We start from the raw sequence: 20261 nt of genomic DNA on the forward strand, positions 1-20261 counted from the left end.
CTGCAACTGAGAGACTCCCCCGCGCGTCCCACATGTCAGGACTCAAGGGGGAGTTGACGAAGATGAACCGGATCATGCGGGTGGGGAAGAGAGCGGGAACGGCCGCGGGGCTCGCGTCGCTGGTGCTTCCGCTGACGGTCGCGCTCGGCGCCACCCCGGCGCAGGCGGCGTCCTGCAACGTGACGACGGGGCCGTACCAGAAGCAGGTGGAGAAGTTCCTGGGCCGGCCGGTCGACGGGCGCCAGTCGCTCGCCGACTGCCAGGCCACCCAGGCCTTCCAGCGCACGCACGGGATCACCCCGGCCGCGGGGTACGCCGGTCCGCTCACCTGGCGGACCATGAACACGATGCTCCAGCAGAGGGCGGCGGGCACCAACCCGAACAGGGACGGCACGTGTCCGACGAACCGGGGCCGGATCGCCTGCGTCGACCTGACGCGGCAGCTCAGCTGGATCCAGGACGGCTCGCGCCTGAAGTACGGCCCGGTGCCGGTGCGGACCGGCAAGGACGGCACGGAGACCCGTACCGGCTCCAAGAAGGTCTACTGGCGGAACATCAACCACTGGTCGACGCTCTACAACGTCTCGATGCCGTACGCGCAGTTCTTCGACGGCGGCCAGGCCTTCCACTCGACCACCAAGTCCATGTGGAACCCGCCGGGCTCCGGCGGCTGCGTCAACATGCGGCCGGCCGACGCCAAGGCGTACTGGAATCTCCTGCGGAACGGCGACGACGTCTTCGTGTACGGACGCAAGCCCGGAACCTGACCCCGGCTGTCGGTCCCCTGCGGTAGCTTCGCTCCCATCGGCACCGAACGGGTGCCGGTGAGGGGTGAGTGGGGTGTGGACCCGATGAGTGACGTAGCGGTGAAGACCGACGAACTCGACAAGTACCGCAGGGAGCTGACCGGTTACTGCTACCGGATGCTCGGTTCGTCCTTCGAGGCGGAGGACGCGGTGCAGGACACGATGGTGCGGGCCTGGAAGGCCATGGACTCCTTCGAGGGCCGCTCCTCCCTGCGGTCCTGGCTCTACCGGATCGCGACCAACGTGTGCCTGGACGCGCTGAACGCGGGGAACCGGCGGGCGCGGCCGATGGACCTCAGCGGGCCGACGCCGGTGGCGCAGGCGCAGCTCGTCAAGCAGCCGGAGATCACCTGGCTGGAGCCGGTGCCGGACGGGCGGGTGCTCCCCTCGGTGGCGGACCCGGCGGAGACGGCGGTCTCCCGGGAGACGGTGCGGCTGGCGTTCGTGGCCGCGCTCCAGCACCTGCCGCCGAAGCAGCGCGCGGTGCTCATCCTGCGTGAGGTGCTCGCGTGGAAGGCAAGCGAGGTCGCGGAGCTCCTCGACACCTCCGTCGCCTCGGTGAACAGCGCGCTCCAGCGTGCCCGGGCGACCCTGGCCGAGCAGGCGCCGGCCGAGTCCGACGCGGCGAACCCGCTGGACGAGGAGCAGAAGGAGCTCCTGGAGCGGTACGTGGCCGCGTTCGAGGGCTACGACATGAAGGCGCTGACCGCGCTCCTCCACGAGGACGCGACCATGTCCATGCCGCCGTACGACCTGTGGCTGCGGGGCCACGAGGACATCGTCGGCTGGATGCTGGGCGTCGGCGACGTCTGCCGCGGGTCCAAGCTGGTGCCGACCGTGGCGAACGGCCAGCCGGCCTTCGCCCACTACCACCCGGACCCCGAGGGCGGTTACAGCCCGTGGGCGCTCATCGTCCTGGAGCTGCGGGACGGCAAGGTCGCCGGGATGGACTTCTTCCTGGACACCCCGCGCTGGTTCCCCCTCTTCGACCTGCCGGAGCGGCTGGAGGCGTAGGTCGTGTCCGGAAAGTCGCGCCTGGCCCGCGACGCCTGGCACGCACGCTCGCTGCGTTGTCGGGATCACCCAAGTACGCCCAGTACGAGGGCGACCCTCCGCCTTGCGATCGCACGCACCAGACGCCGCGGGCCCTGCCCTGCGGGCAGACGCCGCTACTTTCCGGACACGACCTAGGTCGTTCCGGACCCCGCCGGGTCGCGACGCCGCCCCCGTTCGCGGGTGCGTCACGGCGGGGAGTCGTCCTCCAGGACGGTGTCGAGTCCGGTCAGCCGGAGCAGGGCCCGCAGGTCGGGTCCTGCTCCGTGGAGGCGGAGGCGGTGGCCCCGGCGCCTTGCGGCGAGTCTCAGCCGGGCGAGGGCGTCGACGGCCGCGAGGTCGGCCTGTCCGAGGGCGCCGACCTCGCAGACGACGGTGCCGGGCGGGGCCGCGTCCAGTGCGGCGCAGAGGCGGGCGACGTCCTCGCGACCGGGCCGGGCGGGCAGGGTCACGACAAGGGGCTGACTGGTGTCCACACCAGGCAGACCGCCCCCGTGGCCGGAACTCATCGCGGACCGGCCCGATAGGGTCCCGATCATGACTCACGAGCCTGTCGAACTGGTGATCTTCGACTGTGACGGTGTTCTGGTGGACAGCGAGCGGATCTACTGCCGGGTGGACCGGGAGGTGTTCGCGAGCCTCGGAGCGGAGTTCACCGAAGCGGAGGTGGCCGAGCGTTTCGTCGGCTCGTCCCACGAGCTGCTCACCGCCCTCGTGGAGGAACGCCGGGGCCGTCCTCTGGAGCCGGACTGGCACCTCCCCTTCCGGCAGCGGTACGAGGACGCGCTCGACGCCGAGCTGACGGCGGTGGAAGGCGTGGCGGACGTGCTGGACGCCCTGGACGTGCCGTACTGCCTCGCCTCCAACGGCAGCCACGCCTCGATCCGGCGGAACCTCGGCCGCACGGGACTTCTGGAGCGCTTCGAGGGCCGGATGTTCAGCGCCCACGACGTCTCCCGCGGCAAGCCGGCCCCGGACCTCTTCCTCCACGCCGCCGCCGTGACGGGCGTCCCGCCGGAGCGCTGCGCGGTCGTCGAGGACAGCCCGTACGGCGTCCGGGCCGCCCGCGCGGCGGGCATGCGCGCCTTCGGCTACACCGGCGGCCTGACCGCGGCGGACCGCCTCGCGGGCCCGGGGACGGTCGTCTTCGCCGACATGCGGGAGCTCCCGGCGCTGCTGCGGGGGCCCGGAGCGCCGGACGACCGGCAAGCGGCGCGGGCACTGGGCTGAAACACCCACCGCCCCGGGCGCCCGGCAGGCCACCGCCGCCCCGGACCGGTGCGGGGCACCGGCCCGGGGCGGAGCCTCCGGGAATTACGCGATGCGGTCCAGGACGATCGGCGTCGGGGTGAACGCCGTGCCCTCGGGGGCGATGTCCCAGGACGCGTCCAGCGACTTCAGCGCGTAGTCGAACTTCTCCGGGGTGTCCGTGTGGAGGGTCAGCAGGGGCTGGCCCGCCGTCACGGTGTCGCCCGGCTTGGCGTGGAGCTCGACGCCCGCGCCGGCCTGCACCGGGTCCTCCTTGCGGGCGCGGCCGGCGCCGAGGCGCCAGGCGGCGATGCCGATGTCGTAGGCGTCGAGGCGGGTCAGGACGCCGGAGGCGGGAGCGGTGACGACGTGCTGCTCGCGGGCGACCGGGAGGGTGGCGTCCGGGTCGCCGCCCTGCGCGGCGATCATCCGGCGCCAGACGTCCATGGCCGAGCCGTCCCTGAGGGCCTTCTCCGGGTCGGCGTCCTTGATGCCGGCCGCGTCGAGCATCTCGCGGGCCAGCGCGATCGTCAGCTCGACGACGTCGGCCGGGCCGCCGCCGGCGAGGACCTCGACGGACTCGCGGACCTCCAGCGCGTTGCCCGCGGTGAGACCGAGCGGGGTCGACATGTCGGTGAGGAGCGCGACCGTCTTCACACCGCTGTCGGTGCCGAGGGCGACCATGGTGGAGGCGAGCTCGCGGGCGTCCTCGATGGTCTTCATGAAGGCGCCGGTGCCGACCTTCACGTCCAGGACGAGCGAGCCGGTGCCCTCGGCGATCTTCTTCGACATGATCGAGGACGCGATCAGCGGAATGGCCTCGACGGTGCCGGTGACGTCCCGCAGGGCGTAGAGCTTCTTGTCGGCGGGGGCCAGGCCGTCGCCGGCCGCGCAGATCACGGCGCCGGTGGTGTCGAGGACGTGCAGCATCTCCTCGTTGGAGAGCAGCGCGCGCCAGCCGGGGATGGACTCCAGCTTGTCGAGGGTGCCGCCGGTGTGGCCGAGGCCGCGGCCCGACAGCTGCGGGACGGCCGCGCCGCAGGCGGCGACGAGCGGCGCGAGCGGCAGGGTGATCTTGTCGCCGACGCCGCCGGTGGAGTGCTTGTCGGCGGTCGGGCGGGAGAGCGAGTCGAAGTTCATGCGCTCGCCGGAGGCGATCATCGCCGCCGTCCAGCGGGCGATCTCCGCGCGGTTCATGCCGTTGAGCAGGATGGCCATGGCCAGGGCGGACATCTGCTCGTCGGCGACGACCCCGCGGGTGTAGGCGTCGATGACCCAGTCGATCTGCTCGGGACTCAGCTCGCCCTTGTCCCGCTTGGTGCGGATGACGGAGATGACGTCCATGTGGTGCCTCTTTCTACGCGCATAGAGGGGGAAGAGAGGAGCGGCCCTTCCCATCGTGCCGGAAGGGCCGCTCCGCGGTGCTACTTGCCGAGGTGGTCCGGGCCGAAGGCCTGCGGCAGCATCTCGGCCAGGGTCAGGAACCCGGCCGGGGTCTCCAGGACGAGCTCGGGGCCGCCGAACTCGTACAGCAGCTGCCGGCACCGGCCGCAGGGCACCAGGGACTCGCCGCGGCCGTCCACGCACACGAAGTGGGTGAGCCGGCCGCCGCCGGTCGCCTGGAGCTGGGAGACGAGCCCGCACTCGGCGCACAGCCCGAGACCGAAGGAGGCGTTCTCCACGTTGCAGCCGGAGACCACCCGCCCGTCGTCGACGAGGGCCGCCGCGCCGACCGGGTAACCGGAGTACGGGGCGTAGGCGCGGGCCATCGCCTCGCGGGCGGCCGTGCGCAGCACGTCCCAGTCGGGGGGCGTCACTTGCCTTCGCCCTTGCGGTAGCGCATGCCGTCCGCCTTGGGCATCCGCAGGCGCTGCGCGGAGAGGGAGAGCACCAGCAGGGTCACCACGTACGGGGTGGCGCTGACGAACTCGACCGGGACGGTGTCGGTGCCCAGGTACCAGACGAGCATGACGGCCGCCATGACGGCACTGACCACGGCGGTGATCCAGCGTTTCCGGTAGGCCTTCCACAGGGCGATGCCGACGAGGACCGCGACGAGCAGCAGAAGGAGGGCGTGCACGGACTCGCCACCGCTGCGCAGCTGGAGCGCGTCGGCGAAGCCGAACAGGCCGGCACCCATGGCCAGGCCGCCGGGCCGCCAGTTGCCGAAGATCATCGCCGCGAGGCCGATGTAGCCGCGGCCGCCGGTCTGGCCCTCGTTGTAGATGTGCGAGGTGACCAGCGACAGGAACGCGCCACCGAGGCCGGCCAGGCCGCCCGAGACGATCACGGCGATGTACTTGTACTTGTAGACGTTGACGCCCAGCGACTCCGCGGCGACCGGGTTCTCACCGCAGGAGCGCAGCCGCAGACCGAACGCGGTCCTCCACAGGACGAAGTACGTGCCGATCACCAGCAGGACGGCGAGGATCGTGACCAGGGAGAGGTTGGTGACGAGGCCGCCGAGGATGCCGGCGATGTCCGAGATCAGGAACCAGTGGTGCTTCTCGACATCGGCCAGCCAGTCGGACAGGCCCGGAACGGTGATCGAGGTGATGTCCTCCGCGGGCGGGGACTGCTTGGGGCTGCCGCCCTTGGCCGCCGCCTCGCCCGAGTTGAACCAGAGCTTCGCGAAGTAGGTGGTGACGCCGAGGGCGAGGATGTTGATCGCGATGCCGGAGATGATGTGGTCGACACCGAAGGTGACGGTGGCGACCGCGTGCAGCAGGCCGCCGAACATGCCGCCGACGACACCGGCGAGGACACCGAGCCACGGGTCGGTCTGCCAGCCGGCCCAGGCACCGAAGAAGGTGCCCAGGATCATCATGCCTTCGAGGCCGATGTTGACCACGCCCGCGCGCTCGGCCCACAGACCGCCCAGACCGGCGAGGCCGATCGGCACGGCGAGGGAGAGCGCGGCGCTGATCTGGCCGGCCGAGGTGAGGTCCTGCGCGCCGGTGACGGCGCGGACGGCGGAGAGGGCGATGAGCCCGCCCGCCACGAGCAGCAGGATCCAGGGGAGGGAAAGGCGGGTACGGCCGCCCTTGCCGCCGGCCGCCTTGGGGGCCGCGGGCGGCGGGGTGGAAGTCGCCGTGGCGCTCACGCCGACACCTCCGTCGTGTCGTTGGAACGGGCCTGGGCCGCGAGCTTCTCTCCGACCTGGCGCTGCTGACGCTTGAGGCCGTAGCGGCGCACGACCTCGTAGGCGATGACGACGCAGAGGACGATGACGCCCTGCATGACGCCGACGATCTCCCTGTCGTAGCCCTCGAACTCCAGCTGCTGGCCACCGCGCTCCAGGAAGGACCAGAGGACCGCGGCGAGCGCGATGCCGACCGGGTGGTTGCGGCCGAGGAGCGCGATGGCGATACCGGTGAAGCCGATGCCGACCGGGAAGTCACCGCTGTACTCGTACGAGTCGTTGAGCAGCGTCGGCATGCCGATCAGGCCGGCGGCGGCGCCGGAGATCACCATGGAGGTGACGATCATCTTCTTGACGTCGACGCCGCTGGCCGAGGCGGCCGTCTCGGACTGGCCGACGGTGCGCAGGTCGAAGCCGAAGCGCGTGCGGGAGAGCGTGAACCAGTACGCGACGCCCGCGAGGACCGCGACGACCAGGAAGCCCCAGATCGGGCTCGGGGTGGTCGGGAACGTGAAGAAGTGCGAGGACTCGGGGAGCGGGTTGGTGGAGACCTTCGTCCCCGCCTCGTCGAGGTGGCCGAGGCGGCCGGGCTGGAGCAGGTAGCCGATGATCGCCGTGGCGATGAAGTTCAGCATGATCGTGGAGACGACCTCGCTGACACCGCGGGTGACCTTCAGGAGACCGGCGATGCCCGCCCACATCGCACCGACGATCATCGCGGTGACGATGATCAGCGGGATCTGGAGGATGCCGGGCAGGGTCAGGGCGCCACCGACGGCGGCCGCGAAGAAGGCCGCGAGACGGTACTGCCCGTCGACACCGATGTTGAACAGGTTCATGCGGAAGCCGATGGCCACCGCGAGACCCGCCAGGTAGTACGTCGTCGCCTTGTTGATGATGGCGACCTGACTGTCCGACTTGATGCCGTAGTCGAACATGATCCCGAAGGCGCTGAACGGCTCCTTGCCGGTGGCCGCCAGGACCAGTGCGGTGATCAGGAAGGCCGCCACGACCGCGAGAAGCGGCGCCGCGATGCCCAGGAGCAAGCGCTCCTTGTCGATCTTCTTCATCGGGCCTCGTCCTCCGGGCCGTCGTTGCGCTCGGGGCTCACGGAGCCCTCGACGTTCTCTTCGTGCTCAAGGTGACCCGTGACCGCACCGGTCATGGCCGAGCCCAGCTCCTCGGGGGTGATCGTGGCCGGGTCGGCGTCGGCGACGAGGCGCCCCCGGTACATCACACGCAGCGTGTCGGAGAGTCCGATCAGCTCGTCGAGGTCGGCGGAGATCAGCAGCACGGCCAGGCCCTCCCGGCGGGCCTCGCGGATCTGGTCCCAGATCTGCGCCTGGGCGCCCACGTCCACACCGCGCGTGGGGTGCGCGGCGATCAGCAGCTTGGGGTCGTGGCTCATCTCCCGGCCGACGATCAGCTTCTGCTGGTTGCCGCCGGAGAGGGAGGCCGCGGTGACGTCGATGCCGGGGGTACGGACGTCGTACTCGCGGACGATGCGCTCGGTGTCCCTGCGGGCCGCCTTCAGATCGAGGATGGCCCCCTTGGAGTTCGGCTTCTCGGTGACGTGACCGAGGATGCGGTTCTCCCACAGGGGCGCCTCCAGGAGGAGACCGTGCCGGTGGCGGTCCTCGGGGATGCAACCGATGCCGTCCTCGCGCCGCTTGCGGGTCGGCGCGGAGGAGATGTCGGTGCCGTCGAGGGTGAGGACACCGTGGTCGGGGTGGCGCATGCCCATGATCGCGTCGACGAGCTCGGACTGGCCGTTGCCCTCGACACCGGCGATGCCGAGCACCTCACCCTTGTGGATGGTGAAGGTGATGCCGTCCAGGACGGCGCGGACGGCGCCGTCGGGGTCCACGGCGCTCAGCGAGAGGTTCTCGACGGTGAGCATCGGCACGTCCGTCACCGTCGACTCGCGGGTCTCCGGCGAGGGGAGCTCGCTGCCGACCATCAGCTCCGCGAGCTGCTTGGCCGTGGTGCCGGCGGGGTCGGCGGTACCCACCGTGGTGCCCCGGCGGATGACGGTGATGTCGTCCGCGACCGAGAGGACCTCACCCAGCTTGTGCGAGATGAAGATGACGGTCAGGCCCTCGGCCTTGAGCTCACGGAGGTTGTCGAAGAGCGCGTCGACCTCCTGCGGCACCAGGACCGCGGTCGGCTCGTCGAGGATCAGCGTGCGCGCGCCGCGGTAGAGGACCTTGAGGATCTCCACGCGCTGACGGTCGGCGACGCCCAGGTCCTCGACGAGGACGTCGGGGCGGATGCCGAGACCGTAGGCGTCGGAGATCTCCTTGATCCGGGCGCGGGCCTGGTCACCGATGCCGTACAGCTTTTCGGAACCGAGGACGACGTTCTCGAGGACGGTGAGGTTGTCCGCGAGCATGAAGTGCTGGTGGACCATGCCGACACCGCGGGCGATGGCGTCGCCCGGGTTGTTGAACGACACCTGCTCGCCGTCGATCGCGATGGTGCCCTCGTCCGGCTTCTGCATGCCGTAGAGGATCTTCATCAGGGTCGACTTGCCCGCTCCGTTCTCGCCCACGAGGGCGTGCACGGTGCCGCGGCGCACGGTGATGTCGATGTCGTGATTGGCCACGACGCCGGGGAAACGCTTGGTGATGCCGCGGAGTTCTACGGCGTGGGGACTGCTGGAGCTGGAGGCTTTGATGGCGCACTCTCCTAGGCAGGGAGCGTGAAGAGGATGAGACGGGGACGCAGGCGCTGTCGGGGGCGAAAAATACCGCGTACCTCGGGAGCTACGCGCGTAGCGTCAGGGGAAAACTTCAACTGCCCGTGGGCATACGTGTGAAGGGGGCCCGGAGTGTCGGCCGAAGCCGCTCTCCGGGCCCCCTCCGACGCGCGTCAGAGGGTCGTGGCAACCTTGATCTTGCCGTCGACGATCTTCTTCTTGGCCTCGTCCAGCTTGGCCTGGATGTCCTTCAGGTGGTCACCCGTGGTCGTCAGGGAGACACCGTTCTCGGCCAGCGAGTAGGAGTGCGTGCCGGTCATCGACTTGCCGTCCTTGACGGACTTGATCAGCTCGAAGACACCGGTGTCGACGTTCTTGACGACCGAGGTCATGATCGAGCCGGCGTACTTCGACAGCGCCGGGTCCTTGGCCTGGTCCGAGTCGACGCCGATGGCCCAGGTGCCCGGCTTGGCGGCGACGGCCTCGATGGCGCCGGCGCCCGAGCCGCCCGCGGCGGCGAAGACGACGTCGATGCCCTTGTCGAGCATGCCCTTCGCGGCGGCCTTGCCCTTGTCCGGAGCACCGAAGCCGGAGAGGTCCGTACCGGTGGAGAGGTACTGGATCTGGACGCTGGCGCCCGGCTTGGTGTCCTTGACGCCCTGCTGGAAGCCGGCGGCGAACTTCTTGATCAGCGGGAGGTCCACACCGCCGATGAAGCCGATCTTGCCGTCCTTCGACTTCAGCGCCGCGGCGACGCCGGCGAGGTAGGAGCCCTGCTCCTCCGTGAAGACGATCGAGTCGACGTTCTTCTTGTCGGAGACCGAGTCGATGAGGCCGAACGTGGTCTTCGGGAACTTGCCCGCGACCTTGTCGATGGCGTCCTTGTAGGCGAAGCCGACACCGATGACCGGGTTGTAGCCGCCCTCGGCCAGCGAGGCGAGGCGCTGCTCGCGGTCGGCCGGGGTCTCACCGGTCTTGGCGGTCAGTTCCTTGGTCTCGACGCCGAGGTCGGCCTTGGCCTTGTCCAGGCCGCGCGCGGCGGAGTCGTTGAAGGAGTTGTCGCCGCGGCCACCCACGTCGTAGGCCATGCCGACCTTGACGGTGCCCTTGTCGGAGCCGCTGCCCCCGGTGGACGACTCACCGCATGCGGCGGTGAAAGCGAGAGCCGCTGTGACAGCACACGCGGCGGTGATCTTGGATACCCGGCGCACGAGAGGTCCCTTCAAGACTGACCGAAAGCGCCCCTTGCGGCGCTGGTTCCGGTGGATCGTAACGCGCGTAGATGTCAGTTAAAGACCCGTTCATGAGTCGTTACCGGATCGACGCTCACGAGTTGTTCCCAGCGTACGGCGGGACTCGCGTGGCCGCGCGGGGGCGCGACGGTGGCGATCACCTGACAGAGTCCCCGGCGGCCGCTCGCCTCCCCTCGTACCCGGTGGTAGTTCTCAGCCCGACCGCACGACAGGCGGTGGGGACGTCACCAGGACCAGGTGGACGGCCCCTCCGTCGATGAAACAGGGGGATACATGAAACGCGCCTTCGCCGCTCTCGGCCTCGCGGCAGCTCTGCTCGGGGGCTCGGCCGCTCTGGCGCCCGCGGCGTCCGCGGGCACCGTCGGCGACTGCAACACGTGGACGTCCAGCCGGGCGCCTTACACCGGCTCGGCCTACTGCAGCAAGATCGCCTGGGGCGACAAGTTCCGGGTCAAGGTGACCTGCATCAATCCGCAGGGCGCCCAGTGGGTGATCTACGGCCCGTGGAAGCGCAACACCGAAACGTCCACGGCCAAGTGCTCGGACAGCCCGAACGTCGGCGTCCTGCGCGTCGGCGTCTCCTTCAGCGCCTGACCTCGACCGGTCGGGAACGCTGTCCGTTCCATCGCCGCACCCGTACAAGATCTCAGGGGGAACCTGTGAAGAAGAAGACCGTGGTCACCGCGCTCGGCCTCGCCGTCGCGGCCGGGTCGCTGATCACCGCACCGACCGCGTCCGCCGCCCAGACGGGCCTGCGAAGCGTCGACTGCGAGACGTGGAAGTCGAGCCGGGCGCCCTACACGGGCTCGGCCAAGTGCACCGGCATGCTGCCGTACCCGCTCGAGGGCGCGAAGGTCAAGATCACCTGCATCGACCCCCGGGGGACGAAGTGGGTCGTCTACGGTCCGGCCGTCGGCAACGGCAAGGAGTCGAAGGCCAAGTGCTCCGACAACCCCAACGTGGGTATCTACAAGATCGGCGTCGAGCGGGTGCGCCTCTGATGGCGCTGCTCCCCGCCCGGCGACGGGCGGCTCTCGCCACGGCCGCCCTGTCCCTGGCCGCCGGCCTGACCGGCGTGAACCCCGCGGCGCACGCCGCGGACACCTCGTCACGATGCGTGACGAGCGTCTCGAGCACAGCGCCGTATTACGGGTCTGCGAAGTGCACGGGCTTCGCACCGGCATACAAGTGGCGCGTCGTGGTCACCTGCCAGGGTCCGAGCGGCGGCCCTTTCCAGCGCTACGGCCCAGTGGTGCGCACGGGCGGTGTGTCGCGCCAGAAGTGCTCCGACAGCCCGAACGTCGGCATCGTTCGCGTGCGGGCGCAGCCCGTGAATCTGTGAGGCCGAAAAGCCGCTGAGCCACACGGGTCGGCCGTCCGCAAGGGGCGGCCGGCCTCGGCGTGGCGGGTCGGCTCCCGGTCCTACGAGTCGGCGTCGATGAGGGCCGCGGCCGTGAACAGTTCGACGGCGGTCTCGATGCAGCGCTCGTCCACGTCGAAGTCGCCGGCGTGGAGGTCGCGGACGCGCGTGTCGCCCGGGGTGCGGACGCCGAGGCGGGCCATGGCGCCGGGGACGTGCTCCAGGTACCAGGAGAAGTCCTCGCCGCCGAGGCTCTGCTCGGTGTCCTCGATGGCGAGCGGGCCGAGGCGGGCGGTCATGGCGTCGCGGAGCAGCTCGGTGACGACCGGGTCGTTGACGACCGGCGGGACGCCCCGGACGTAGTTGACGGTCGACTTCGCCCGGTGCAGGGTCGCGATCTCGTCCACGGCCGCGTGCACGAGGTCGGGCGCCTCGCGCCAGGTGCGCAGGTCGAGGCAGCGGACGGTGCCGGAGAGCTCGGCGTGCTGCGGGATGACGTTCGGCGCGTGGCCGGATTCGATGCGGCCCCAGGTGACCGAGAGGCCGGAACGGGCGTCGACGCGGCGGGCGAGGACGGCCGGGACGTCGGTGGCGACCCGGGCGGCGGCGGTGACCAGGTCGGTGGTGAGGTGCGGGCGGGCGGTGTGGCCGCCGGGCCCGTCGAGGGTGATCTCCAGGCGGTCGCAGGCGGAGGTGATGGGGCCGGCGCGCAGGCCGATCTTCCCGGCGTCCACCCGCGGGTCGCAGTGGAGGGCGACGATCCGGCCGACGCCGTCCAGGACGCCGGCGGCCACGGCCTCGGCGGCGCCGCCGGGCAGCACCTCCTCGGCGGGCTGGAAGAGGAGCCGTACGGCGTTGGGCAGCAGGCCCTCGCGGTCGAGCTCGGCGAGGACCAGGCCGGCGCCGAGGACGGTGGTGGTGTGGACGTCGTGGCCGCAGGCGTGGGCGCGGTTCGGCACGGTGGACCGGTAGGCGACGGTCTTGACGTCAGGGATGGGCAGCGCGTCGAGGTCGGCGCGGAGGGCCAGCATGGGGCGGCGCCCGTCCCAGGTGCCGATGTCACAGATGAGGCCGGTGCCGGCTGGGAGAACCTTCGGCGCGAGGCCGGCCGCCTCCAGGCGGGCCTTGAGCGCGGCGGTCGTACGGAACTCCTGGTTCCCGAGCTCGGGGTGCATGTGCACGTCCCTGCGGAACGCGATCAGTTCGGCGCGCAGGGGTGCGGACAGTGTTCCGGGCAGGGTGGCGGAGCCGGGCTCACGGGACGTCAACTGGTTCACCTTTTGAAGGGTATGCCCACGTGGTGATCAACTGCCTGTCGATCACGAAAAGTTCAACCCGTTAGGGGAAAAAATCTCGGTTCATCAGGTATGACGGGGGCTCCCTGTGGGTAAGCTCACCCGAATTCGAGCCGGTCGGTTCGGGAGGTCGCGCGGGCCGTGAGCCGGTCGACCTCGTGGGCGGCGGTGCCCGCCACGCCCGCAAGGAAGCCCTGGGCGCGGGGTGAGGCGGTGGCCCGGAGCCACTCGGGCTCGATCGCGCAGACGGCGACCCTGACCCCCGTCCCCGAGAGGGCGAGCGGCAGGGTGTGGACGACCGTTGAGGGAAAGCTCACGATCGTACGGCCGATCGGGCCGCGCCGGGCGATCAGCTCCAGGGGAAGTTCGGGCCGCACCACCTGCAGGCCGGTCTCGACGGCGATCCGGTGGAGCTTCTCGGCGCTCTCACGGCGGTGGGCGAAGTAGCGGGTGGCGCCGTGGGTCCGGGCGAGGCGGGTGACCACCCGCAGGTACTGGTCGGCGTCGACGACGCCCGTCTCGACCAGGGAGGTCCCCACCAGGTCGGCTCCGCCGGTCAGCGCCGGGGGCCCGAAGCGGGCGCGGGTCCAGGTGTAGTGGTTCTCGGTGACGGTGGTGCCGGGCGAGGCCTCCACCGGCAGCGAGGTGAAGATCTCGACGGTACGGGCCCTGCCGGGGGCGAGGCGCCGCCGGGCCATCGAGGTGACGGGGGCCAGGGCGAGTTCGCGGGGCCCGAGCCGGCCCCTGCGGTGCCAGCGGACCAGGCGTTCGCCGGCGCCGAGCTGGGCGGCGAACTCCATGGTGGCGGTGCCGTCGTCGACGACGGTGAGGTGCCGGGGGCCGAACAGGGTCAGGAGCAGCTGGACGTAGCGGGAGAACGGGTCCCCGATGATCACCCGCTCGGCCGCCCGGAGCGGTCCGGCGAGCCGCCTCAGGGTGCGCACGAGCGCGCCGCGCCCGCCGCGGGCCTCCTGCCAGTGCACGGTGAACCCCTCGTCCCGGGCCAGTTGCGCCATGCGGCGCAGCTGGCCCCGGGACATGGGGTCGGTCGGTGACAGGACGACGACGGTGAGCCCGTCGGCGCCCGGCGACGGGCCGGGCCCCGTGGTGGCGGTGGTGGGGGCTGGGGTTTCCTGGGCGGGGCCGGCCGGGGCCGGTCCGGGGGCCGGGGCGGTGGTGGCCGCCCGGGCGTGGGCCCACTCCAGGACGTTCAGGAGCTGGACCGGGCTCTCGACGAACGCCAGCCGCGCGGTCATGCGGCGTCGAGCCCCTGGACCCGGCGGAGCTTCTTCATCGGGCCGAGCTCCGACTCGTACACCTTCTTGATCCCGTCGCCGAGGGCGGTCTCGATGGTGCGGATGTCGCGGACGAGGCGCTGGAGGCCCTGCGGCTCGACGGAGGCGGCCTGGTCCGAGCCCCACATCGCCCGGTCGAGGGTGATGTGGCGCTCGACGAAGGTGGCGCCGAGGGCGACGGCGGCGAGGGTGGTCTGGAGGCCGGTCTCGTGGCCGGAGTAGCCGATCGGGACGTTCGGGTACTCCTCCTGGAGCGTCTGGATCACGCGCAGGTTCAGCTCCTCGGCCTTGGCCGGGTAGGTGGAGGTGGCGTGGCAGAGCAGGATGTTGTCGCTGCCCAGGACCTCGACCGCGTGCCGGATCTGCTTGGGGGTCGACATGCCGGTGGAGAGGATGACCGTGCGGCCGGTGCCGCGCAGTTCGCGCAGCAGCTCGTCGTCGGTGAGCGAGGCGGAGGCCACCTTGTGGGCGGGGACGTCGAACTTCTCCAGGAAGGCGACGGCCTCGGTGTCCCAGGGGGAGGCGAACCAGTCGATGCCGCGCTTGCGGCAGTGCTCGTCGATGGCGCGGTACTCGTCCTCGCCGAACTCCACGCGGTGGCGGTAGTCGATGTAGGTCATGCGGCCCCAGGGGGTGTCGCGCTCGATGTCCCACTGGTCGCGCGGGGTGCAGATCTCCGGGGTGCGCTTCTGGAACTTGACGGCGTCGCAGCCGGCCTCGGCGGCCACGTCGATGAGGGCGAAGGCGTTGTCGAGGTCGCCGTTGTGGTTGATGCCGATCTCGCCGGTGATGTAGACGGGCCGGCCGGGGCCGGCGGTCTTGCTGCCGAGGGTGCGCAGACGGGTGTTCATGGGGGTTCCTTACGCGTTGGGGACGGCGCCGGGGGAAGCGGCGGGGACGTGGAGGTCGGGTCCGAGGAGCCAGCCGGCGATCTCGCGGATCGCGCCGGAGCCGCCCGGGGTGACGGTGACCGCGCGGGCGGCGGCCCGTACGGAGTCGTGGGCGCTGCTGACCGCGACGGGCCAGCCGACGAGGTGGAAGCAGGGCAGGTCGTTGACGTCGTTGCCGGCGTAGAGCACGCGCTGCGGGTCGATGCCCTCGGCCTCGCACCACTCCTTGAGGGCGAGGTCCTTGCGGTCGATGCCGTGCAGGACGGGGATCCTGAGCTTGCGGGCGCGGGCCGCGACGACGGCGTTCTGCTCGGTGGAGAGGATGAGGACGGGCAGCCCGGCGCGGCGCAGGGCGGCGATGCCGAGGCCGTCGCCGCGGTGCGCGGAGACGAACTCGCGGCCTTCGGCGTCGAGGTGGACCCGGTCGTCGGTCTGGGTGCCGTCGAAGTCGAGGACGACGGCGTCGATGTCGTCGAAGCGCGGGGTGACCGGCTCGTCGAGGAGGGGCGCGAGCGCCCGGGCGCGGGCCAGGTCGTGCGGGTCGTCGATCTCCAGGACGCGGGCCGGGTCGGTGACGACGAGGGCGGTGCGGCCGAAGAAGCGGTGCTCGTGGGTACGGAAGCCGGCCGCGTCCATGGCGTACACGGCGCCGGTCTCCAGGTACTCGGGTTCGCGGTCCTGGCGGCGCGGGCGGTGGGCCTTGTCGTGGTTGACGCCCTCGGCGCCGCCGTCGGTCGCGCGCCAGAGGAAGCCGTGCGAGGGGGCGGCCGTGAAGGCGGTGTCGGCGGCGCCGGAGAGGATCCGGCCGGCGGCCTCGGCGATCTCGGCGGAGGTGAGGAAGGGGCTCGTGCACTGGACGAGGAGGACCACGTCGGCGGTGCGGCCGTGGGTGGCCTCGAAGGCGTCCAGGGCGTGCAGGACGGCGGACTCGCTGGTGGCGGTGTCTCCCGAGAGCCCGGCGGGCCGCTGGACGGCCTCGGCCCCGGCGGTCCGGGCGGCGGCGGCGATGGCGGCGTCGTCGGTGGAGACCACGACGTGCGTGACCGGCGGGGCACCGAGGCAGGCGCGGACGGCCCGGGCCACCAGCGGGACCCCGGCCACGGCGGCCAGGTTCTTGGCGGGGACGCCCTTGGAGCCGCCCCGGGCCGGGATCACGGCGAGAACGGCGGGGGTGGTCGTCATCAGAGCTCTCCCAGGCGGCGGACGACGGGGGCCACGCGCTGCACGCCGTGGCGGTACGCGCCGCGCGCCGCCTCCCGGACGATCCGGCGCAGCCCGCTGTCGCGGGGCTCGGGCGCGGTGACGTCGAGGCGGTGGCGGGCGAGGATGCCCGGCAGGTAGCCGGGGGCCGTCTCCGCGGTGTAGTAGGGGGTGATCGGGGGCAGCGAGGGCCGGGCGAGGAGCTCCGCGACCCGCTCGCGGGCGGCGTCGAAGGCGGCCTCGTACGGGCTGTCGGAGGCGACGCCCTGACGGGCGAGCCACGTCCCGTCGGGCTCGGGGACGGCGCCCTTGTCGAGCCGGTCGAAGGAGGTGAGCAGGCCGGAGCCGACGAAGTGGTGGTTGCCGAGGGCCTCGCGGACCCCGAGGTCGGTGAGGATCGCGGTGGGGACGCGCCGGTGGAGGGCTTCGAGGGCGGCCGTGGAGGAGACGGTGACCAGCAGGTCGGTGCGGTCCAGGATCTCGCCCATGTGTCCGTACACCAGGCGGAAGTTGCGTGGCGGGGCGAGATCGCGCACCAGCTTCTGGTACGGGTACTCCTCCAGGTGCGTGGTGTGCTCGCCGGGCTTGGAGCGCAGCTTGAGCAGCACCTCGCGGCCCGGGTGGAGCCGGGCGTGCCCGATCAGCCGGCGCAGCACGTAGGCGCGTTCGGCGCGGGTGGCGGGCACGGAGGGCTGCGCGGCGAAGACCAGGGTGTCCCGGCCGGCCAGGGGCGTGTAGGGGGCGCCGCCGAGGAAGGGCAGGGCGGCCTCGACGACCGCGTCGGCGGCGGCGCCGACGCCCTCGTACACGGCGCGGAAACGCTCGGCGTCGTGGCGGGAGTTGGCGAGGACGACATCGGCGCCGTGGCGCAGCAGCAGGCCGTCGGTCAGCTTCTCGTAGACGACGCCGACGTAGCCGGTGACGATCACCGGGCGGCGCGTGAGGGCCAGGTCGGCCAGGCCCTGGAGGACGGCCCGGACGGTGCCGCCGACCAGGGCGAGGACGAGGACGTCGTAGCCCTCGCCGCGCGTCTCGGCGTCCCGTACGGCGCGCAGGAACTCCGCTCCCGTCACCTCGCGCGGGGCGGTCGTGGCCGCCCCGGTCTCGGCGAGCTGGCGGGCGGTGGGGGTGGCGCGGCCGCGCAGGACGAATCCGGCGGGTTCGGCGGGCTCCACCGTCGTCCCGGCGAGGCGGCGCGCGGTGAGCGCACCCCATTTCCACCGGGTGTCGGAGTCGGCGAGCACGGCGACCCGTACCGCTTCTCTGGTACTTGCTGGCACGCCGAGGACGCTAGAAGGGCATTCCGCTTTTCGGCCCAACTGGGCCACAACAAAGGGTGAACAGCGCCTCTCCGACTTCTGAAGCGGCCCGTGACCAGGGGCCCCGGGCAACGGATTTCCTTACCCGGAAAGGCGGTTAAGGCGCCCGCCTCTTGGTGTTCACCGAATATCCGCCCACCGGTCGGCGGGAATGCCGGATGCGGCGCCTAGCGTCGGCCGCGTGGTCAAGCTCTCCGTCGTCGTGCCGTTCTTCAACGTGCAGACATACGCCCCCGACACCCTCGCCTCCCTGCGCGCGAACGCCCGTGAGGACTTCGAGTTCCTGCTCGTCGACGACTGCTCGTCCGACGGAACGCCGGAGCTCCTCGAACGGGCCGCGCGCGAGCTCCCGGGCGCGGTCCTGATCCGGCACGAGCGCAACGAGGGCCTCGCCACCGCCCGCAACACCGGCCTGGACGCCGCCCGGGGCGAGTACGTGACCTTCCTCGACGGGGACGACTGGCTCGCCCACGGCTACTACGCCCGCCTGGTCGCCGCCGCCGAGGAACTGGGCTGCGACTTCGTGCGCACCGACCACGTCTCCGTCACCGGCCGGAACCGGGGCGTGCGCCGGGTGCCGGTCCCCCGCCGCCGTGAGGTGCTGCGGCCCCGCGACGCGATCCTGCCGGCGCACCGGACGACCTCGGTCGACTACCCGTACGCCTGGGCCGGGATCTACCACCGGCGGCTCCTGGACCGGGGCCTGCTGCACTTTCCGTACGGGCTGCGCACGGCCGAGGACCGGCCGTGGATCTGGCGGCTGCACCGCGAGGCGGAATCCTTCGCCGCCCTCGATGAGCTCGGCGTCTTCTACCGGCGCGGGGTGGCGACCTCCCTCACGCAGATCGGTGACGTGCGGCAATTGGATTTCATTCGCGCATTCGACCAGGTGATCGAGGAAACGGCGGGGGATCCGGAGGCCGACCGGCTTCTCCCCAAAGCCGTGCGCACCTATTGCGCGGTGATTTCCCATCACATCGGTTCGATCGGACGATTCGAGCCGGACGTGGCCCGGCAGCTGACCGGCATGAGCGCGGGCGCGCTGCGGCGCATGCCGCAGGACGTCCTCGACGAGGCGCTGAAGGCGATGGGCGGGGACCGGGCGGCGCTGTTGCGCAAGCTGCGCCGGCGGCGCCCGCTGGCCCCGCCCGCCGGACCGCCGGCGCCGCCCGGGACGGCGACGACGGCCGGACGCGGCGCGGGCTCGGCGGAGGTGGCGGCGTGAGCACCTCCCGCACCGACCGCCCCGGCCGCCCCGCGACCCCGGACACCGCCTCGCACGCCGACCGGCCCACGACCCCGGCCCCCGCTCCCCGGACGACGCAGATCTTCTGCGCCTCCACCCTCTACGGCGCGGTGACCCTGGCCGCCGCGATCGACAGCGGCCGCTTCGGCCCCGCCGACCGGCGCCTGCTGCTCGTCACCAACAACGCGGCCGTGCCCGAGACCACCCCGGCGCTCGACGAGGCCGAGGGCTTCGCCCGCCTGCGCGACCGCTTCGACGCCGTGCTCTCGTGGAACGAGACCATCTCCCCGCTCCACCCGGCCGGCTGGACGCCGCGGGCGAGCGACCTGCCGCTGCTCCAGCGGCATCTGCGCAAGTTGTGGCGGCTGGGCGACGACCGGATCGAACTCGCCGTGGAGTCGATCCAGGTCACCCCGGCGCTCGCCGTCGCCCAGCTGCTCCCCGACGCCTCGATCACCGTCTACGCCGACGGGCTGATGAGCTACGGGCCCACCCGCAACAAGATCGACCCGCTCATCGGCGGCCGGGTGCGCCGGCTGCTCCACCTCGACCTGGTGCCCGGCCTGTCACCGCTGCTGCTGGCGGAGTTCGGGGCGGTGCCGGAGACGGTGCCGTCCGAGGCGTTCACCTCGGTCGTGGAGGAGCTGGCCGGCGACGGCGGGCCGGCCGCCCCGGCCCCGGAAGGGGGCGCCGCGCTGCTGCTCGGCCAGTACCTGGCGGCGCTGAACCTGATGACGCCCGCCGAGGAGGAGGAACTGCACCTGTGGATGGTGCGCGGTGCCGTCGCCCGCGGCCACCGGCGGCTCGTCTTCAAGCCGCACCCGACGGCACCGGACGCCTGGTCCCGGGCCCTGGCCCAGGAGGCGGAACGGCTCGGCGCCACACTGACCGTGGAGCACCGGCCGGTTCTCGCCGAGGTCCTCTTCCGCGAGCTGCGGCCGGTGCTGGTGGTGGGCTGTTTCTCCACGGCGCTGCTCACCGCGCGCACCTTCTACGGGCTGCCGGTCGCCCGGGTCGGCACGGAGACCCTGCTCGCACGGCTCACCCCGTACCAGAACAGCAACCGGATCCCGCTCACCGTCGTGGACGCGGTCGTCCCGCCGCTGGAGGACGCGGAGGGCGCCGGAGGGGTGCGGGAGCCGGTGGAGAGCGTGCCGGCTCTCAACGACCTGGTGGGCGCGGTCGGCTTCGCGATGCAGCCGAAGATCCGCCCGGACCTGCGCGAGGCGGCGGTACGGCACCTCTCGGGCCCCCTCGCGGACCGCACCCGCCACCACTTCGGCCTGCGCCGCCTGACGGTCCTGGACCTGCCGGGCGGCCTCCCGGTCCCCCGCCACCCGAAGATCCGCCGCCTGGCGCGCCGCGCGCTGCGGCTGCGGAAGGCCTTGCGGAAGTAGCGGGGGGGACGCCGGAGCCCCTCCGCCCGGGGCCGTGCGGAGGGCCCGACCCGCGCCGG

At 72.0% G+C, this 20261-nt stretch carries 19 protein-coding genes; 7 read left to right on the forward strand and 12 right to left on the reverse strand.

From position 1 onward, the window contains the following. Positions 1-62 precede the first annotated feature (62 nt). Entirely contained in the window at positions 63-767 is a 705-nt protein-coding gene (locus tag ACFY60_RS09470; RefSeq protein ID WP_388611050.1) for a L,D-transpeptidase, read from the forward strand. A gap of 84 nt (positions 768-851) precedes the next feature. Further along, positions 852-1820: a sigma-70 family RNA polymerase sigma factor gene (locus ACFY60_RS09475; RefSeq protein ID WP_388610986.1), complete on the forward strand. Its 969-nt coding sequence runs from the start codon at positions 852-854 to the stop codon at positions 1818-1820. 227 nt (positions 1821-2047) lie between these two features. Here the strand turns inward: ACFY60_RS09475 and ACFY60_RS09480 are convergent, their stop codons facing one another. Next, complete coding sequence (locus tag ACFY60_RS09480; protein WP_389457810.1) at positions 2048-2335, reverse strand: STAS domain-containing protein; 288 nt, start codon at positions 2333-2335, stop codon at positions 2048-2050. 61 nt (positions 2336-2396) lie between these two features. On the opposite strand from ACFY60_RS09480, the gene ACFY60_RS09485 reads away from it, so the two are divergent. Then, positions 2397-3089 carry an HAD family hydrolase gene (locus ACFY60_RS09485; RefSeq protein WP_388610983.1) on the forward strand — a complete coding sequence of 231 codons (693 nt, stop codon included), beginning with the start codon at positions 2397-2399 and terminating at the stop codon, positions 3087-3089. Between the two features lie 84 nt (positions 3090-3173). Here ACFY60_RS09485 and ACFY60_RS09490 read toward each other — a convergent pair whose 3' ends face one another. The 6 genes from ACFY60_RS09490 to ACFY60_RS09515 form a co-directional block, all read right to left on the reverse strand. Beyond that, positions 3174-4451, reverse strand: coding sequence for a thymidine phosphorylase (locus tag ACFY60_RS09490; RefSeq protein WP_388610981.1), 1278 nt, complete (start codon positions 4449-4451; stop codon positions 3174-3176). Between the two features lie 80 nt (positions 4452-4531). Then, entirely contained in the window at positions 4532-4924 is a 393-nt protein-coding gene (locus ACFY60_RS09495) for a cytidine deaminase (RefSeq protein WP_388610979.1), read from the reverse strand. Continuing rightward, positions 4921-6210, reverse strand: a complete 1290-nt coding sequence (locus ACFY60_RS09500; protein WP_388610978.1) for an ABC transporter permease — start codon at positions 6208-6210, stop codon at positions 4921-4923. The genes ACFY60_RS09495 and ACFY60_RS09500 overlap by 4 nt, the downstream gene beginning before the upstream one ends. Beyond that, on the reverse strand, positions 6207-7319 hold the full coding sequence (locus ACFY60_RS09505) for an ABC transporter permease (RefSeq protein WP_388610976.1): 1113 nt from the start codon (positions 7317-7319) through the stop codon (positions 6207-6209). Before ACFY60_RS09505 ends, ACFY60_RS09500 begins: the two co-directional genes overlap by 4 nt. Further along, a complete protein-coding gene (locus ACFY60_RS09510) occupies positions 7316-8926 on the reverse strand; it encodes an ABC transporter ATP-binding protein (protein WP_388611048.1) in 1611 nt (536 codons plus the stop codon). The genes ACFY60_RS09505 and ACFY60_RS09510 overlap by 4 nt, the downstream gene beginning before the upstream one ends. A gap of 194 nt (positions 8927-9120) precedes the next feature. Further along, positions 9121-10158: a BMP family protein gene (locus tag ACFY60_RS09515; protein WP_388610975.1), complete on the reverse strand. Its 1038-nt coding sequence runs from the start codon at positions 10156-10158 to the stop codon at positions 9121-9123. 315 nt (positions 10159-10473) lie between these two features. On the opposite strand from ACFY60_RS09515, the gene ACFY60_RS09520 reads away from it, so the two are divergent. Next, on the forward strand, positions 10474-10794 hold the full coding sequence (locus tag ACFY60_RS09520) for a hypothetical protein (RefSeq protein ID WP_388610973.1): 321 nt from the start codon (positions 10474-10476) through the stop codon (positions 10792-10794). Positions 10795-10859: 65 nt separating this feature from the next. Beyond that, positions 10860-11201, forward strand: a complete 342-nt coding sequence (locus tag ACFY60_RS09525) for a hypothetical protein (protein WP_388610971.1) — start codon at positions 10860-10862, stop codon at positions 11199-11201. Positions 11202-11622: 421 nt separating this feature from the next. On the opposite strand, the gene ACFY60_RS09530 is transcribed toward ACFY60_RS09525, so the two are convergent. The 5 genes from ACFY60_RS09530 to ACFY60_RS09550 form a co-directional block, all read right to left on the reverse strand. Continuing rightward, a complete protein-coding gene (locus ACFY60_RS09530; protein ID WP_388610970.1) occupies positions 11623-12837 on the reverse strand; it encodes an amidohydrolase in 1215 nt (404 codons plus the stop codon). A gap of 116 nt (positions 12838-12953) precedes the next feature. Next, positions 12954-14111, reverse strand: a complete 1158-nt coding sequence (locus tag ACFY60_RS09535; RefSeq protein ID WP_388610968.1) for a hypothetical protein — start codon at positions 14109-14111, stop codon at positions 12954-12956. Further along, positions 14108-15001: an N-acetylneuraminate synthase family protein gene (locus tag ACFY60_RS09540; RefSeq protein ID WP_388610966.1), complete on the reverse strand. Its 894-nt coding sequence runs from the start codon at positions 14999-15001 to the stop codon at positions 14108-14110. The genes ACFY60_RS09535 and ACFY60_RS09540 overlap by 4 nt, the downstream gene beginning before the upstream one ends. A 9-nt stretch (positions 15002-15010) precedes the next feature. Next, positions 15011-16222 (reverse strand): cytidylyltransferase domain-containing protein, encoded by a 1212-nt coding sequence (locus ACFY60_RS09545; protein ID WP_388610964.1) that lies wholly within the window; start codon positions 16220-16222, stop codon positions 15011-15013. Next, positions 16222-17520, reverse strand: a complete 1299-nt coding sequence (locus tag ACFY60_RS09550; RefSeq protein WP_388610963.1) for a DUF6716 putative glycosyltransferase — start codon at positions 17518-17520, stop codon at positions 16222-16224. Before ACFY60_RS09550 ends, ACFY60_RS09545 begins: the two co-directional genes overlap by 1 nt. Before the next feature lie 220 nt (positions 17521-17740). Here ACFY60_RS09550 and ACFY60_RS09555 point away from each other — a divergent pair, with 220 nt between their 5' ends. After that, on the forward strand, positions 17741-18784 hold the full coding sequence (locus ACFY60_RS09555; protein WP_388610961.1) for a glycosyltransferase family 2 protein: 1044 nt from the start codon (positions 17741-17743) through the stop codon (positions 18782-18784). 101 nt (positions 18785-18885) lie between these two features. Further along, positions 18886-20202 (forward strand): polysialyltransferase family glycosyltransferase, encoded by a 1317-nt coding sequence (locus ACFY60_RS09560; protein WP_388611047.1) that lies wholly within the window; start codon positions 18886-18888, stop codon positions 20200-20202. Positions 20203-20261 lie beyond the last annotated feature (59 nt).

The sequence above is a fragment of the Streptomyces sp. NPDC012827 genome (assembly GCF_042900905.1).
Taxonomy (GTDB): Bacteria; Actinomycetota; Actinomycetes; order Streptomycetales; family Streptomycetaceae; genus Streptomyces; species Streptomyces gulbargensis.

What these genes read in the sequence shown, in the direction of transcription:
- ACFY60_RS09470 (WP_388611050.1), top strand. Translation starts at nt 63, where the DNA reads ATGAACCGGATCATGCGGGTGGGGAAGAGAGCGGGAACGGCCGCGGGG.
- ACFY60_RS09475 (WP_388610986.1), top strand. Translation starts at nt 852, where the DNA reads ATGAGTGACGTAGCGGTGAAGACCGACGAACTCGACAAGTACCGCAGG.
- ACFY60_RS09485 (WP_388610983.1), top strand. Translation starts at nt 2,397, where the DNA reads ATGACTCACGAGCCTGTCGAACTGGTGATCTTCGACTGTGACGGTGTT.
- ACFY60_RS09490 (WP_388610981.1), bottom strand. Translation starts at nt 4,451, where the DNA reads ATGGACGTCATCTCCGTCATCCGCACCAAGCGGGACAAGGGCGAGCTG.
- ACFY60_RS09505 (WP_388610976.1), bottom strand. Translation starts at nt 7,319, where the DNA reads ATGAAGAAGATCGACAAGGAGCGCTTGCTCCTGGGCATCGCGGCGCCG.
- ACFY60_RS09520 (WP_388610973.1), top strand. Translation starts at nt 10,474, where the DNA reads ATGAAACGCGCCTTCGCCGCTCTCGGCCTCGCGGCAGCTCTGCTCGGG.
- ACFY60_RS09535 (WP_388610968.1), bottom strand. Translation starts at nt 14,111, where the DNA reads ATGACCGCGCGGCTGGCGTTCGTCGAGAGCCCGGTCCAGCTCCTGAAC.
- ACFY60_RS09540 (WP_388610966.1), bottom strand. Translation starts at nt 15,001, where the DNA reads ATGAACACCCGTCTGCGCACCCTCGGCAGCAAGACCGCCGGCCCCGGC.
- ACFY60_RS09545 (WP_388610964.1), bottom strand. Translation starts at nt 16,222, where the DNA reads ATGACGACCACCCCCGCCGTTCTCGCCGTGATCCCGGCCCGGGGCGGC.